At 73.0% G+C, this 14,411-nt stretch carries 12 protein-coding genes; 4 read left to right on the top strand and 8 right to left on the bottom strand.

Annotated elements, in window-relative coordinates; translation table 11 throughout:
* Window positions 1–5: 5 nt before the first annotated feature.
* On the top strand, window positions 6–1,883 hold the full coding sequence (locus AB5J54_RS25895) for a fumarate reductase/succinate dehydrogenase flavoprotein subunit (RefSeq protein WP_369149458.1): 1,878 nt from the start codon (window positions 6–8) through the stop codon (window positions 1,881–1,883).
* Window positions 1,880–2,650: a succinate dehydrogenase/fumarate reductase iron-sulfur subunit gene (locus AB5J54_RS25890; protein WP_369146309.1), complete on the top strand. Its 771-nt coding sequence runs from the start codon at window positions 1,880–1,882 to the stop codon at window positions 2,648–2,650. Before AB5J54_RS25895 ends, AB5J54_RS25890 begins: the two co-directional genes overlap by 4 nt.
* Window positions 2,651–2,652: 2 nt before the next feature.
* On the opposite strand, the gene AB5J54_RS25885 is transcribed toward AB5J54_RS25890, so the two are convergent.
* Window positions 2,653–3,417: a transglutaminase domain-containing protein gene (locus AB5J54_RS25885; protein ID WP_369146308.1), complete on the bottom strand. Its 765-nt coding sequence runs from the start codon at window positions 3,415–3,417 to the stop codon at window positions 2,653–2,655.
* A gap of 59 nt (window positions 3,418–3,476) precedes the next feature.
* On the bottom strand, window positions 3,477–4,502 hold the full coding sequence (locus AB5J54_RS25880; RefSeq protein WP_369149457.1) for a hypothetical protein: 1,026 nt from the start codon (window positions 4,500–4,502) through the stop codon (window positions 3,477–3,479).
* A gap of 137 nt (window positions 4,503–4,639) precedes the next feature.
* Here AB5J54_RS25880 and AB5J54_RS25875 point away from each other — a divergent pair, with 137 nt between their 5' ends.
* Both AB5J54_RS25875 and AB5J54_RS25870 read left to right on the top strand, forming a co-directional pair.
* Window positions 4,640–6,739: a TPM domain-containing protein gene (locus AB5J54_RS25875; RefSeq protein ID WP_369146307.1), complete on the top strand. Its 2,100-nt coding sequence runs from the start codon at window positions 4,640–4,642 to the stop codon at window positions 6,737–6,739.
* Between the two features lie 40 nt (window positions 6,740–6,779).
* The gene (locus AB5J54_RS25870; protein ID WP_369146306.1) at window positions 6,780–7,490 is read left to right on the top strand and encodes a PspA/IM30 family protein; all 711 of its coding nucleotides are present in this window, start codon (window positions 6,780–6,782) and stop codon (window positions 7,488–7,490) included.
* Between the two features lie 25 nt (window positions 7,491–7,515).
* Here the strand turns inward: AB5J54_RS25870 and AB5J54_RS25865 are convergent, their stop codons facing one another.
* The 6 genes from AB5J54_RS25865 to AB5J54_RS25840 all read right to left on the bottom strand — a co-directional run bounded on the left by AB5J54_RS25865 (window position 7,516) and on the right by AB5J54_RS25840 (window position 14,343).
* Window positions 7,516–10,086, bottom strand: coding sequence for a SpoIIE family protein phosphatase (locus AB5J54_RS25865; protein ID WP_369146305.1), 2,571 nt, complete (start codon window positions 10,084–10,086; stop codon window positions 7,516–7,518).
* Between the two features lie 144 nt (window positions 10,087–10,230).
* Complete coding sequence (locus AB5J54_RS25860) at window positions 10,231–10,653, bottom strand: ATP-binding protein (protein ID WP_369146303.1); 423 nt, start codon at window positions 10,651–10,653, stop codon at window positions 10,231–10,233.
* 143 nt (window positions 10,654–10,796) lie between these two features.
* Window positions 10,797–11,282, bottom strand: coding sequence for a (deoxy)nucleoside triphosphate pyrophosphohydrolase (locus AB5J54_RS25855; protein ID WP_369146302.1), 486 nt, complete (start codon window positions 11,280–11,282; stop codon window positions 10,797–10,799).
* 40 nt (window positions 11,283–11,322) lie between these two features.
* Entirely contained in the window at window positions 11,323–11,502 is a 180-nt protein-coding gene (locus tag AB5J54_RS25850; RefSeq protein WP_093874257.1) for an SPOR domain-containing protein, read from the bottom strand.
* A gap of 155 nt (window positions 11,503–11,657) precedes the next feature.
* Window positions 11,658–13,418: a cytosine permease gene (locus tag AB5J54_RS25845; protein WP_369146301.1), complete on the bottom strand. Its 1,761-nt coding sequence runs from the start codon at window positions 13,416–13,418 to the stop codon at window positions 11,658–11,660.
* Window positions 13,419–13,590: 172 nt separating this feature from the next.
* Window positions 13,591–14,343, bottom strand: coding sequence for a GntR family transcriptional regulator (locus AB5J54_RS25840; RefSeq protein ID WP_369146300.1), 753 nt, complete (start codon window positions 14,341–14,343; stop codon window positions 13,591–13,593).
* Between the last annotated feature and the right edge of the window lie 68 nt (window positions 14,344–14,411).

Genomic DNA, 14,411 nt, shown 5'->3' with positions numbered 1-14,411 from the left:
GTCCTGTGAGCTCCGTGGAACGGCAGCGGTGGGACGTGGTCGTGGTCGGCGCGGGCGGCGCCGGGCTGCGGGCCGCGATCGAGGCGCGCCGGGCCGGCGCGCGCACCGCCGTCATCTGCAAGTCCCTCTTCGGCAAGGCGCACACGGTGATGGCCGAGGGCGGCATCGCCGCCTCCATGGCCAACGCCAACGAGCACGACGACTGGAAGACGCACTTCCGGGACACCATGCGCGGCGGGAAGTTCCTCAACCAGTGGCGGATGGCCGAGCTGCACGCCCAGGAGGCGCCCGAGCGGGTCTGGGAGCTGGAGACGTGGGGCGCGCTCTTCGACCGGACGGCGGACGGCCGGATCTCGCAGCGGAACTTCGGCGGCCACGAGTACCCGCGGCTCGCGCACGTCGGCGACCGCACCGGTCTCGAACTCCTGCGGACCCTCCAGCAGAAGGTGGTCGGGCTCCAGCAGGAGGATCACCGGGAGACCGGCGACCACGAGGGGCGTCTGAAGGTCTTCCAGGAGTTCACCGTCACCCGGATCCTCAAGGACGGTGAGGGGCGGGTCGCCGGTGTCTTCTGTTACGAGCGGGAGAGCGGGCGCTTCCTCGTCCTGGAGGCGCCCGCGGTCGTCCTGGCCACCGGCGGCATCGGCAAGTCGTTCAAGGTGACCTCGAACTCCTGGGAGTACACGGGCGACGGCCACGCGCTCGCCCTGCTGGCCGGGGCGCCGCTGGTGAACATGGAGTTCGTGCAGTTCCACCCGACCGGCATGGTCTGGCCGCCGTCGGTGAAGGGGATCCTCGTCACCGAGTCGGTACGCGGCGACGGCGGGGTGCTGCGGAACTCCGAGGGCCGGCGCTTCATGTTCGACTACGTCCCCGACGTCTTCAAGGAGAAGTACGCCGAGTCGGAGGAGGAGGGCGACCGCTGGTACGAGGACCCCGAGCACAACCGGCGCCCGCCCGAACTGCTGCCGCGCGACGAGGTGGCGCGGGCCATCAACGCGGAGGTGAAGGCGGGCCGCGGCTCCCCGCACGGAGGGGTGTTCCTCGATGTGTCGACCCGGATGCCGGCGGAGACGATCCGGCGCCGGCTGCCCTCGATGTACCACCAGTTCAAGGAGCTGGCGGACGTCGACATCACGGCCGAGGCCATGGAGGTCGGGCCGACCTGCCACTACGTGATGGGCGGTGTCGCCGTCGACTCGGAGACGGCCGCCACGGTCGGGGTGCCGGGTCTCTTCGCGGCCGGCGAGGTCGCGGGCGGCATGCACGGCTCCAACCGGCTGGGCGGGAACTCCCTCTCCGACCTGCTGGTCTTCGGGCGGCGGGCCGGGCTGCACGCGGCGGAGTACGCGGCGGGGGCCGCGCCCTCCGAGGTCGGCGAGGAGACGGTGGCGGCGGCCAGGACGGAGGCGCTGGCCCCGTTCCGGGACGGTCCCGCGGAGAACCCGTACACCCTCCACCAGGAACTCCAGCAGACGATGAACGATCTCGTCGGGATCATCCGGCGGGAGGGCGAGATGGCCGAGGCCCTGGAGCGGATCGCCGCGCTGCGGGAGCGGGCCGGGCGGATCTCGGTGGAGGGGCACCGGCAGTTCAACCCCGGCTGGCACCTCGCGCTCGACCTGCGGAACATGCTCCTGGTCAGCGAGTGCGTGGCCCGGGCCGCCCTGGAGCGCACCGAGTCCCGGGGCGGGCACACCCGCGAGGACCGGCCGGCGATGGAGCGGTCGTGGCGCCCGGTGAACCTGCTGTGCCGGGCTTCCGGAGCGGGCGGGATCGAGTTGGAACGGGTGCGGACCGAGCCCATCAGGCCGGATCTGCTGGCGCTCTTCGAGAAGGAGGAGCTGGCGAAGTACCTGGCGGAGGAGGAGCTGGACGCATGAGCACGTATCAGGCCCACTTCCGGATCTGGCGGGGCGACGCCGGCGGCGGGGAGCTGACCGACTACACCGTCGAGGTGCACGACGGCGAGGTGGTCCTCGACATCGTCCACCGGCTCCAGGCCACCCAGGCCCCCGACCTGGCCGTGCGGTGGAACTGCAAGGCCGGCAAGTGCGGGTCGTGCTCGGCCGAGATCAACGGCCGGCCCCGGCTGATGTGCATGACCCGGATGTCGGTCTTCGCGCGGGAGGAGGTCGTCACGGTGACGCCCATGCGGGCCTTCCCCGTCGTCCGCGACCTGGTCACGGACGTCTCCTTCAACTACACGAAGGCCCGGGAGATCCCGGCGTTCGTCCCGCCCGCCGGGCTCGCCCCCGGCGAGTACCGGATGAAGCAGGAGGACGTGGACCGCTCGCAGGAGTTCAGGAAGTGCATCGAGTGCTTCCTGTGCCAGGACACCTGCCATGTGGTGCGCGACCACGAGGAGAACAAGGAGGTCTTCGCCGGGCCCCGCTTCCTCATGCGGGTCGCGGAGCTCGACATGCACCCCCTGGACGCGGCCGAGGAGGCCGGGCTGGACCGGCGGCGGACCGCGCAGGAGGAGCACGGCCTCGGCTACTGCAACATCACGAAGTGCTGCACGGAGGTCTGCCCGGAGTCCATCCGGATCACCGACAACGCCCTGATCCCGCTGAAGGAGCGGGTCGTGGACCGGAAGTACGACCCGCTGGTCTGGCTCGGGAAGACGATCAGGCGGCGGAAGACCTGACCTCAGGCCGCGGCGCCCGCGCTCCAGCGGCCGAGGACCGGCTCGGCCAGGGTGCGGGCGGTGCGGCACAGGGTCTGCCCGTGGAGGTCGAACAGCGCGTCGCGCGAGGAGAAGCGGCCGAGGTCCGTCCGGAGGTGGGCGGACAGGTCGCAGGGGGCCGAGCCGGCGCACGCGGCGGGCGCGTCCCAGTCGACGGTGGTCCGGGCGACGGCCTCGAAGAGGGTCTCCGCACCGGAGTTGGAGAACCCGCCGCCGTGACCGGCGGGGTCGGCCGGCGCGAGTCCGGTGAACAGCTCGGCGATCGGGACCCAGACGTCGTCGAGGAGGAACTCCGGCCAGGCCAGCAGGACCTCCTCCGGGACGAACGCGCGGAGCTTCGGGAACCTCGGGTACCAGAAGGTGCCGTCGACGAGCAGGCCGCGCACCCGGGTCGGCACGCCGAGGGACCGGGCCACCGCCTCCAGGACCGCCATGCGCTGGCTGCACGAGCCGCGGCCGAGCCGCAGCGTGCGCGACACCCGGCGCCGGTCCTCCACGGAGTACACGGGCCGCACGGCGGTGACGAGGATGCCGTGCGCCGCCTGGAGCCGGGCGCGGTCGGTGACCGCTCCCCGCGCCCGGGCCTCGCGCCGCACCCGGGCCGTGAGCGCGGTCACGAGCGGGTGCTCCAGGTCCAGGATCGCGGTGGCCCGGGTGGACCCGGGGACCTGCCGCGCGGGCGCTTCGAGGTCACGCGTGCGGACGGGCATCAGCAGACGGCTGGTCATGTCGTACTCCCCCTCGGTGACGGCCCTGGCCGGGCCGCGCGAGCCCATCCTGCACGACGTCAGAGCCAGCCCGCGCGGTAGGCCGCCCAGTCCGCCTCCTCGGCCGCGAAGTCGACGTACAGCGCGAGGCCGAACCGCTCGCGGCCGGGGTCCGTGCGGCCGAGGCCGAGGCGCGCGCCCTTGACGGCGGCGGCGACCGTCTCCGCGTCCTCGTGGTGGCCGAGGTCGTCCTCGTGGAAGAACGGGAGTCCCATCAGCAGGTCCGTGGTCTCGGGCGTCACTTCGAGGGCGAGGGCCGTCTGCTGGGCGACGTACCCGCCGTAGAGGCTCTCCAGCGGCATCCAGGTGTCGTACGACATGACGGCTATCTGGTCGACGCGCCGGGCGACCTCGCCGAAGAACTCCTGCGACCACCACTTCTCGCTGCCGTTGGAGCTGACCGCGCCCAGGACCGAGTGGGCGCCGGGCAGGGGGTCGATCTGGTGGGCGGCGACCGAGAGCGGGACCTTGCGGGCCCGGGTCAGCTCGCCGAGGCCGTCGAGGAGGGAGAGGTAGTCCCGGTCGTCGGAGTGCAGCGGCTCCAGGTCGAAGTGGACGCCGTCGAAGCCGGCGTCGAGGATCTGCCGGGCGGAGCCGACCACGGCCCGGCGTGACCCGGCGTCCTCCAGGCGCAGTCCCACGGGCCCCTCGGTGGCCAGGACGTCCCCGAGCCAGGCCTGGACCCGTATCCCGGGCATCGTGCGGTGCACCCCGTCGATCAGCCACTTGGCACGCGGGTACGCGGCGGCCGGCAGGGTGCCGTCGTGCTCCAGGGGCCCGGCGTGCACGTACAGGTCGCGTATCCCGCTGCCCTTCAGGCGTGCGGCGAGGGCCGCGAGGTCGGCGTCCTTCTTCCGTCCGTCGACCCAGGCGTGCCCGATCCAGAAGGCGTCCTTGCCGCGGGTCCGCGCATCGTCCCTGAGGTCGCCCATGTAGCTGACGCGCAGGGCGAGGGCTCCGAAGAGCGGGGGCACCACGAGCAGCAGGACGAGGCCGAGGATCCACCAGCGCCCCCGCCGCCACACACGCCTCAGCCGTCCGTCCACCCGAGCCCCCAAGAGCCGTCGCGTCACTGGAACCACCGTAGCGGCGGCTACTGACAGTGACGCTCGGGCGAGGGGAACGGTTTCAGGCGGCCACGGCCCGGTCGCGAGTGCTCATACCTGGACATAGCCTCCCCTTTGTGACGCGAATAGCCACCCGAGCCCTTCTCGCGGTGCTGGTGGCGGCGTGGTGGCTCCTCGTGCCCGCCGTACACGGTGCCCACGCCGACGACCCCGTCGCCCTGTCCCGGGAGGGGCAGATCACCGACCGGGTGGGCGCCCTCGGCGACCGCCGCGCCACCGTGGTCCAGGCCCTCGACCGGCTCTACGACGACCGGCGCGTCCAGCTCTTCGTCGTCTACGTACGGGACTTCTCCGGGCGCCCGGGCCAGGACTGGGCCGACGCCACCGCGGAACGCAACCACCTCGGCGTCGACGACGTCCTGCTCGCCGTCGCCACCCACGACCGGCAGTACGGCTACTCGGCCGACCCCGGCTCACGCTTCACGCAGACCCAGCTCGACGACGTCGCCCGGACCGCGATCGAACCCGCCCTCCGGCAGAACGACTGGGCCGGCGCCGCCGTCGGCGCCGCGAACGGCTACGACGCCGTCCTCGCCGGGCAGCCCGTCCCCGCTCCGACGATCACCCCCGGCCCCGCCGACCCCGGCGCCCCGGCCGAGGACGGCACCTCCGCGACCGACCTCGTCCTGCCCCTGGTGCTCGTCGGCGGCGCGGCGGCCGTCGCGGCCTACGCGTACACCACACGGCGGCGCCGCGCCGAGACCCGCACCACGCCGCGGGGCGGGCAGGGCTGGGGCCCGCCGAAGGAGACCGCGCCGCCGACCCTGGCCGAGCTCGACCGGGAGGCCCGCCGGACGCTGGTCGCCACCGACGACGCCGTCCGCACCAGCCAGGAGGAGCTCGGCTTCGCGTCCGCCCAGTTCGGCGAGGAGGCGGCGCGCCCCTTCACCGAGGCCGTCGACTTCGCCCAGGAGCAGCTGACGGCCTCGTTCCGGCTGCGGCAGAAGCTCGACGACTCCTTCCCCGAGGACAACTCGACCCGCCGGAGCATGCTGGACGAGATCCTCCGCCGCTGCGCCGAGGCGAACGCGCGTCTCGACGCCGAGACGGAGGACTTCGACCGGCTCCGGGCCCTGGAGCGCACGGCCCCGGAGGCGCTGGCCGGGGTGGAGGCGGCCTTCCGGGAGCAGACCGGGCGGATCGGGACGGCCGAGGCGGCGCTGACCGCGATGCGCGAGCGGTACGCCGAGTCGGCGGCGGCGCCGGTCGCCGGCGACGTCGAGCAGGCGAAGGACCGCCTCCTCTTCGCGACGACCCACGTCAACCAGGCCCGGCAGCAGATCGACGCCGGTGACAACGGCGGGGCCGCCGTGCACATCCGGGCCGCCGAGGGCGCGGTCGTCCAGGCGGCGCGGCTGGCCGAGGCGGTGGACCGGCGGGCGCGGGAGCTGGCCGAGGCCGAGGAGAAGCTGACGGGCGCGCTCGCGGAGACGGACGCAGACCTGGCGGAGGCCCGCGGGCTGTTGAAGGGGACCTCCGAGGGAGTGTCGACGGCCGACCTCCAGGGGCGGATCGCCCGCGCCGAGTCGGTGACCGCCGAGGTGCGGCGGCGCCTGGACACCGGCCGGTACGACCCGATCGACGCCCTGCGCCGGGTCGAGGAGGCCGACGCGGCGCTCGACGAGACGCTGGAGGGCGCGCGGGAGCGCGAGTCGGGTGCGCGACGCGCCCAGGCGCTCCTCGATCAGGTGATGCTGACGGCCCGTTCGACGATCGGGGCGGCTTCCGACTACATCACCACGCACCGGGGCGCGGTGGGCAGCGAGGCGCGTACGCGCCTTGCCGAGGCCCAGCGCCGCTGGGAGAAGGCGCGGACGCTCGCGGCGGCGGACGATCCGCAGACGGCCCTGGTGGAGGCGCAGCAGGCGGACCAGCTGGCGCGGCGCGCCCAGGACCTCGCCGAGCAGGACGTCCGCACGTACGGGAACCCGAACGGCCTGGGCGGTGCGACAGGGGTGGGAGGAAGCGGTGGCGGCGGGCTCGGCGGCGCGGTGCTCGGCGGCATCATCCTCGGCGGGCTGTTCGGCGGCGGGTCCGGCGGGAGTTCCGGCAGAGGGGGCGGGGGCGGCTTCGGGGGCGGAGGTTTCGGCGGCGGGCCCGGCAGCTTCGGCGGCAGCGGCACACGCGGCCGGCTGGGCGGCGGAGGCCGCTTCTGAGGACGGTCGCCCTGACCCCTCGTACGCAAGGAGAACGAGCATGAGCAGCAAGCAGACCATTCTCGGCCGGGTCACCCAGCTGGCGAAGGCGAACATCCACGCCCTCCTCGACCAGGCCGAGGATCCGCAGAAGATGCTGGACCAGCTGATCCGCGACTACGCGGACAACATCGCGGAGGCGGAGGAGGCGGTGGCCGCGACCATCGGGAACCTCCGGCTGATGGAGCAGGACCATCAGGAGGACGTGGACGCGGCGAAGGAGTGGGGCGGCAAGGCGCTCGCCGCGAGCCGGAAGGCGGACGAGCTGCGGGCCGGCGGGCAGACGGCGGAGGCCGACCGCTTCGACGACCTGGCGAAGGTGGCGCTGGGCCGCCAGCTGCAGTCGGAGAAGGAGGCGAAGGGCGCCGAGCCGACGATCGCCGCCCAGACCGAGGTCGTGGAGAAGCTCAGGACCGGCCTCGACCGGATGAAGGCCAAGCTCGGCGAGCTGAAGGCCAAGCGGGACGAGCTGGTGGCCCGCGCGAAGTCGGCCCAGGCGCAGAACCGGATGACGGACGCCGTGCAGAGCGTCGACGTGCTCGATCCGACGAGCGAGCTGAGCCGCTTCGAGGACAAGGTGCGCCGCGAGGAGGCGAAGGCCCTGGGCAGGCAGGAGCTCGCCGCCTCCTCGCTGGACGCCCAGTTCGAGCAGCTGGACGCGCTCGGCGACAGCGCCGAGATCGAGGCCCGGCTGGCCGCGCTCAAGGGCTGATCCCGCACTCGTACGGGGATGGGCCTCAGAACATGCTCAGGAGTTGCTCCACCGTGGGCTCCGCCGCCCCCTCGCCGTCCGGCAGGGCCAGTTCGAACCAGACCGTCTTGCCGCGCGGGGTGCGGCGGGAGCCCCAGGAGGAGGAGAGCAGTCCGACGAGCTGGAGGCCGCGGCCGCCCTCGTCGGTGTCCCGGGCCCTGCGGCGGCGCGGCTGGACCAGGCCGGCGTCCCAGACCTCGCAGACGAGGGTGCGGTCGCGGAGCAGGCGGAGCCGGATCTCCCCCTCGCCGTAGCGCAGGGCGTTGGTGACGAGTTCGCTGACGAGGAGTTCGACGGTGTCGACGAGCGGTTCGAGGTCCCAGGCCGCGAGCTGGGCGCGGGCGAGTTCGCGGGCCCGGCCGACCGAGCGGGGTTCCCTGGGGAGCCGCCAGTCGCCGACGGCCTCGCTGGGCAGGCCCTGGATCCTGGCCATGAGGAGGGCGATGTCGTCCTCCCCGTGGCCGGTGTTCAGGCTGGTGAGGACCCGGTCGCAGACGTCCTCCAGGGGGCGGGCCGGGTCGGTGAGGGCGCGTCGGAAGGCCTGGAGGCCCTCGTCGAGCGGGTGGTCGCGGGATTCGACGAGCCCGTCGGTGTAGAGGGCGAGGAGGGCGCCCTCGGGCAGTTCGACCTCGACCTCCTCGAAGGGTTCCCCGCCGACGCCGAGCGGCATCCCCGGGGGTACGTCGAGGAGCAGGGCCTCCTCGCCCGGCTCGACGAGCACGGGCGGGAGGTGCCCGGCGTTGGCGAAGGTGCAGCGGCGGGTGACCGGGTCGTAGACGGCGTAGACGCAGGTGGCGAGGTAGACCTCGGAGAGTTCCGGTCCCCGGTTCTTGTGGGCGCGGGACTGCTGGGCGCCGATGGGGGCGCCCAGGCCGCGGGCGATCTCGTCGAGATGGGAGAGGACCTCGGCCGGCTCCAGGTCGAGCTGGGCGAGGGTGCGGACGGCGGTGCGGAGTTCGCCCATGGCGACGGCGGCGCGCAGGCCGCGGCCCATGACGTCGCCGATGACGAGGGCGGTGCGGTGGCCGGGGAGTTCGATGACGTCGAACCAGTCGCCGCCGACCTCGGTGGCCGCGGTGCCGGGGAGGTAGCGGCAGGCGATGTCGAGTCCGGCGGCCTCGGGGTCGCCGGGCGGGAGCAGGCTGCGCTGGAGGATCAGGGCCCGCTCGTGCTCGCGGCGGTAGAGGCGCGCGTTGTCGATGCAGACGGCGGCGCGGGCGGCGAGTTCGACGGCGAGGGCCCGGTCGCGCTCCCCGAAGGGTTCGCTGCCCTTGGTGCGGGAGAACTGGACGAGGCCGACGACGGTGTCGTGGGCGGTCATCGGGACGACCAGGGTGGACTGGACGAGGTCTCCGTCGGATCCGGCGACCGTGCGGACGCGTCCGGTGCGCAGGGCTCCGGCGCAGGGCGAGTTGAAGGGGTAGCGGTGGACGGCGCCGACCTCGATGGGGACGGGTCCGCAACAGCCGCTGCCCGGGCCGTGGCCCTCGTCGGTTCTGAGGGGGGTGTCGGAGACGGCGCTGGCGAAGGCGACCCTGCGGAGTTCGGCGCTGCCCGCTCCGTAGCCGACGTCGTGGGAGTTCCCCCAGCGGCCGGGCGGTGCCTCGTCGCCGGTGAGCAGGCCCTGGTAGAGGTCGACGGAGGCGAGGTCGCAGAAGCCGGGGACGGCGACGTCGAGGAGCTCGCGCGCGGTGGCCTCCAGGTCGAGGGAGTTGCCGATGCGGGCGCCCGCCTCGTTGAGGAGGGCGAGGTTGCGGCGGGCGCTGGCGGCTTCCCTGGCGGCGTTGTGGCGGCGGGTGACGTCGATGCCGAGCCCGGCGACGCCGATCGGCCGGCCGGAACCGCTGTGGACGCGGTAGAGGTTGATGGACCAGTGGCGGCGGTCACGGGCGCCGGGGGCGGCGCCGACGATCTGGAAGTCGGTGACGGACTCGCCGGTCTCCAGGACCCGCCGGAGGGCGGTGGTCATCCGGTCGGCCTCGGCGGGGTTGAGGTAGTCGTGGACGGTCCGGCCCCGGTGGTCGTCGGCCTCGCCGCCGAAGACGGTGGCGAAGCGCCGGTTGGCCCGCTTCACGGTGAGGTCGGTGCCGAAGAGGAGGAAACCGAAGGGGGATTGGCCGAATATCGCCTGGGAAGCGGCGAGGTCGGTCTCGATGCGGCGGAGGGCCCGCACATCGACGACGATGCACAGCGCGGCCCGTTCCCCGGCCTCGGTCTCGCTCGGCATGACGTACATCTCGGCGATGCCCCGGGGCCGGTCCTCGCCGGGCATGCGGAACGGGACGAGGCCCGTCCACTCCTTGCCGTCGAGGATCTCCTTGACCCTCCGGTGGCCGCGCTCGCGCAGGTCGGCGGGCATGAAGGCCTCGACGGGGTCCTTGCCCCTGGCCTCCTCCGCGGTCACCCCGAAGAGGTCCACGGCCCTGCGGCTCCACTGCTCGACGAGGCCGTCGGGCCCGATCGAGAAGGACGCCACCCGGATGTAGTCATAGATCGAGCCGGGCGGGCTGCTCTGCCACACGACGCCGCCGCTCGCCGTCTCAGGTATCTCGCTCACGCGACCGTCCCCTCCAGCTCACCGCACCGGACCGGCCATGCCCGCAGTATTCAATACGGCAGGCCCCGACGGCACGACGTTCCCGATCACAGGGTGGTCTCGTTCGTCCCTCGCCGAGTACCGGTGATCGTTGTCCCACCCTGTTTACTCACCAGGGAGAGCCAGCTCGAACCATACGGTTTTGCCGGTCCTTCCTCTACGGGTTCCCCAGCGGCGTGCGGAACAGGCCACGAGACCGAGGCCGCGTCCCCCCTCGTCCTCGGGTCCCGGGGCCCGCTCGGTGGGGGGATCCGGAAGCGGATCGGAAACTTCCACCAGGAGCGCGGGCGGGTGCGCCGGATCGGCGGCGTCGGAGCGGGGACGGACGAGCCGGACTCCGATGGGGCCGGAGGCGTACCGCAGGGAGTTGGTCACCAGCTCGCTGACCAGCAGGACGGTCACATCACCGAGGGCCTTGTCGAGCTCCCAGGCGCGCAGGGTCTCGCGCACCGCGTGGCGAGCCGTGCGGACGGCGTTCGCTTCCGCCGGGAAGTTCCACTCCGCGCGGTCGCCGTCGGTGTCGATCACACCCGATCACTTCCCCAGCCGTGCGTCAGCAGGAAGGTCCATGCCCCCTCCCAAGGGGTCATTCTGGACATACCCGCTATTTAGGACGGGATATCCCGCCGGGCGCGTCAGCGGGCGCACGGTGGCACGAACGGCGTAGGGGCTCAGCCGCGCGCTCCGTCGGCGGGCGCGGCCGGCAGTCTCAGCGCGGCCTCGGCGACGGCGGGGCGGTCCTGGTCGAGCCAGTCGACCGAGTCCAGCTCGCCCCGGGACAGCCAGCGGAGCTCGTCGTGGTCCTCCAGGGGGCGCGGTTCTCCGGAGAGCAACCGGGCGGTCCACACCCGCAGGACGTATCCGGGCTTCAGCGGCCACTCGCCGGGGAGGCGCTCACCCGGCTCGACCTCCACGCCGAGCTCCTCCCGGAGCTCGCGGACCAGGGCCTCCTCCGGGCTCTCGCCCGGTTCGAGTTTGCCGCCGGGCAGCTCCCAGCGGCCGGCGAGCTCGACGGGGGCGCTGCGGCGCGCGGCGAGCAGCCGTCCCCGGTCGTACAGGGCGCCCGCGACGACGACCACGACGCCGGCTCCCTGGCCGGGGCCGGCGTCGCGGTGGGGCTCGTGGGGCGCGGCGGGGTCGGTGGTGCGTTCCGTCATGGGCGCGAGCGTAGCCCGGCCCGGCCGGTGCCCGCCGGGGTCAGAGGGCGGGGCTGCCGATGCGCTCGACCCAGTAGAGCTGCTTGTGGCCGCGGTCGTCGAGACTGTCGGCGATCTTCTGGGCTTCGTCCTTGGTCGCGTACCGCCCCACCCGGTAGCGGTTGCCGTTGTCGTCCTGCCGTATGACGAGCCAGGGAAGGACGGGGCCGCTGTCGGTCATCAGGCTTCTCCCTCCGCCGGTCCGGGCGTCGCTAAGGATCTCCGGGAAACCGCAATCCGCATATGCCGGAGCTTACGCCTGACCTTCACACAGCGGATACGGGTTTTCACAAAGAGGCACGGATCGGCCGGGAACCGACGGAGGGAGGCCGAAGGTCACACCCCGGGCGCCGCCGCGGGGACGGTGGGCAGCGGCAGGAGGACGGGGCCGCCCGCGGCCTCGGGATCCTTGCGGCAGACGTCCCCGCACGTGGCGTCGAGGGAGCAGCAGAGGGAGCAGACGGGGCCGGAGCGCACCGGGCAGTCGGCGATGTCCGGCAGTTCGTAGGCCGTCTCGCACTCGGCGCAGACGTGGGTCGCGCGCTCGTCGGCGACCTCGGCGCCGGGCCCGTTCACGGTGTTGGGGCGGGCCAGGTAGTAGCGGCCCTTGGTGGCCCAGGCGATGAGGGGGCAGAGGAGGACGGCGAGGCCGGCGGCGATGAAGGTGGAGAACGCCTCGGCATAGGTGCCGAAGAGACCGAAGAAGGCGAGGATCGAGACGACGGAGGCGATGACCATGGCACCGAAGCCGGCCGGGTTCACGGCGTACAGGTAGGCGCGCTTGAACTCGATGTACGGGGGGCTCCAGCCGGCCCGCTTGTTGATGACGAGGTCGGCGGCGACGGCGGCGATCCAGGCGATGCCGACGTTGGAGTAGAACCCGAGCAGCTTGTTCAGGGCGGCGAACATGTTCATCTCCATCAGCGTCAGCGCGATGGCGAGGTTGAGGAAGATGTACCAGACGCGCCCGGGGTGCCGGTGGGTGACGCGGGAGAAGAAGTTCGACCAGGACAGCGAGCCGCTGTAGGCGTTGGTGACGTTGATCTTGATCTGGGAGACGATCACGAAGAGCGCGGCGGCGGGCAGCGCGAACGAGCCGAGCCAGGGCTTGAGCGCCTCGATCTGAGGGGCGATCGGCTCCAGGGCGTGGGTCTTGCCGACGGCCTCCAGGGCGACGAAGGCGAGGAACGCGCCGCCGAGCTGCTTGGCCGCGCCGATGACGACCCAGCCGGGGCCCGCGGCGAGCACGGCGAGGTTCCACCGGCGCTTGTTCGCCTCGGTCTTCGCGGGCATGAAGCGCAGATAGTCGGCCTGTTCGCCGATCTGGGCGATCAGGGAGAGCGCGACGCCGGTGCCGAGGCCGAAGCCGATCCACGAGAAGCCCGCGCCGGCGCCCTCCGTACCGCCGAAGGAGGTGAAGGCGCCCCAGGCGTCGGGCGCCTCGAAGGCCAGCACGGCGAAGGGAAGCACCAGGCCGACGAGCCAGATCGGCTGGGTCCAGGCCTGCACCTTGGCGAGGGCGCCCATGCCGCGGAAGACGATCGGGATGACGATCAGGGTCGTGACGAGGTAGCCGACCTCCACCGGCAGACCCACGGCCTGGTGCATGGCCTGGGCCATGATCGAGCCTTCGAGGGCGAAGAAGATGAAGGTGAAGGAGGCGTAGATGAGCGAGGTGAGCGTGGAGCCGAAGTAGCCGAAGCCCGCGCCGCGGGTGATGAGGTCCATGTCCAGGCCGTACTTCGCGCACGCCCGGGCGATGGGGATGCCGGTGAGGAAGATGAGCGCGGCGGCGGTGAGGATCGAGGCGAGTCCGCTGCCGAAGCCGTAGGTGAAGACGATCGAGGCGCCGATCGCGAAGTCGGCGAGGTAGGCGATGCCGCCGAGCGCGGTGCCGGCGACGGTCCCGGGCGACCAGCGCCGGAAGGAGTGCGGGGCGTACCGCAGGGAGTAGTCCTCGCGGCTCTCGTCCGCGGCCAGCCTGGCGTAGTTGCGGCGGGGGCCGGCGGGCGGCGGTGCGGCCTCCGCCCGCGCCTGAACGGCCGGGGAGGTGTCCCCACCCGGCTCCGGGGTGGGTGGGGTGAGCGTGTCCGTCATGAGGGTTCCTGTCGTCCGACCGGGTCGCGGGTACGGACGAGGAAGGTAGGAGCCGCGCGTGACGAGGGCCGACGGCACGCGATTGCCGGGCCGTTACGCGAACTGACGCCCCGTTAACTCCGGATCACGCCCCCCGGACACGCGGCCCCGCTGAACGGTCACCGACCCCGCGTCACCTCACCGGCAGGTGGTAGGCGATGCGGTAGCGGTCGGCCGGGACGACGACGTCGGCCGTCTCCACGGCGCGGCCCGAGGCGTAGTACGTGCGCTCCACGACCATGACCACGTGTCCCGGCACCCCGCCGAGGGTCAGGAGTTCCTCGGCGAGGCCGGGCCTGGCCCCGACCTCCTCCACCACGTTGTCCACGACCACGTCGATGGCCGCCATGCGCTCGACGACGCCGCAGCCGCCCAGCGGGCCCTCCTCGGGCAGCATGACCGGCGTCCGGCCGGTGACGGCGAGCGGCTCCCAGGAGGTGGAGACCATCATGGGCTCGCCGCCGTCCCGGTACACGTACCGCGTGCGCATCACCCGCTCCCCCGGCTCGATGCCGAGCCGCTCGGCCACCTCGACGCTCGCCGGCTCCTGCTCGCTGCGCGACTCCCAGGTGCCGCGGGCCCCTTCGGCGGCCTGCTCCTGCCGGAAGGGGCTGGCGCCGGACGCCGGACGGTAGCCGGAGCGGGCGATCCGCCGCGGGACGGGACGCTCGCGCACATAGGTCCCGGAGCCCGAGCGCCCCTCCACGAGCCCCTCGGCCATGAGCACCTTGCGGGCCTCCAGCGCGACGGTGTCCGACACCCCGTACTCCTCGCGGATGCGTGCCTGCGAGGGGAGGCGGGTATGCGGCGGAAGCGAGCCATTGGCGATCTTCTCCCGCAGATCGCTCGCCACGCGCAGATAGGCGGGCTGCTCACCGAACGTCACTGGACACTCCCCTCAGGTTGACTGACAGCTACAGCCTGGCAACCGTCGGTCGCGATCCGCAAGCATGG

This window comes from Streptomyces sp. R44, assembly GCF_041053105.1.
Lineage (GTDB): Bacteria > Actinomycetota > Actinomycetes > Streptomycetales > Streptomycetaceae > Streptomyces.
The sequence above is the reverse complement of the archived record's forward strand: the minus strand, read 5'-3'. Positions and strand labels throughout refer to the sequence as shown.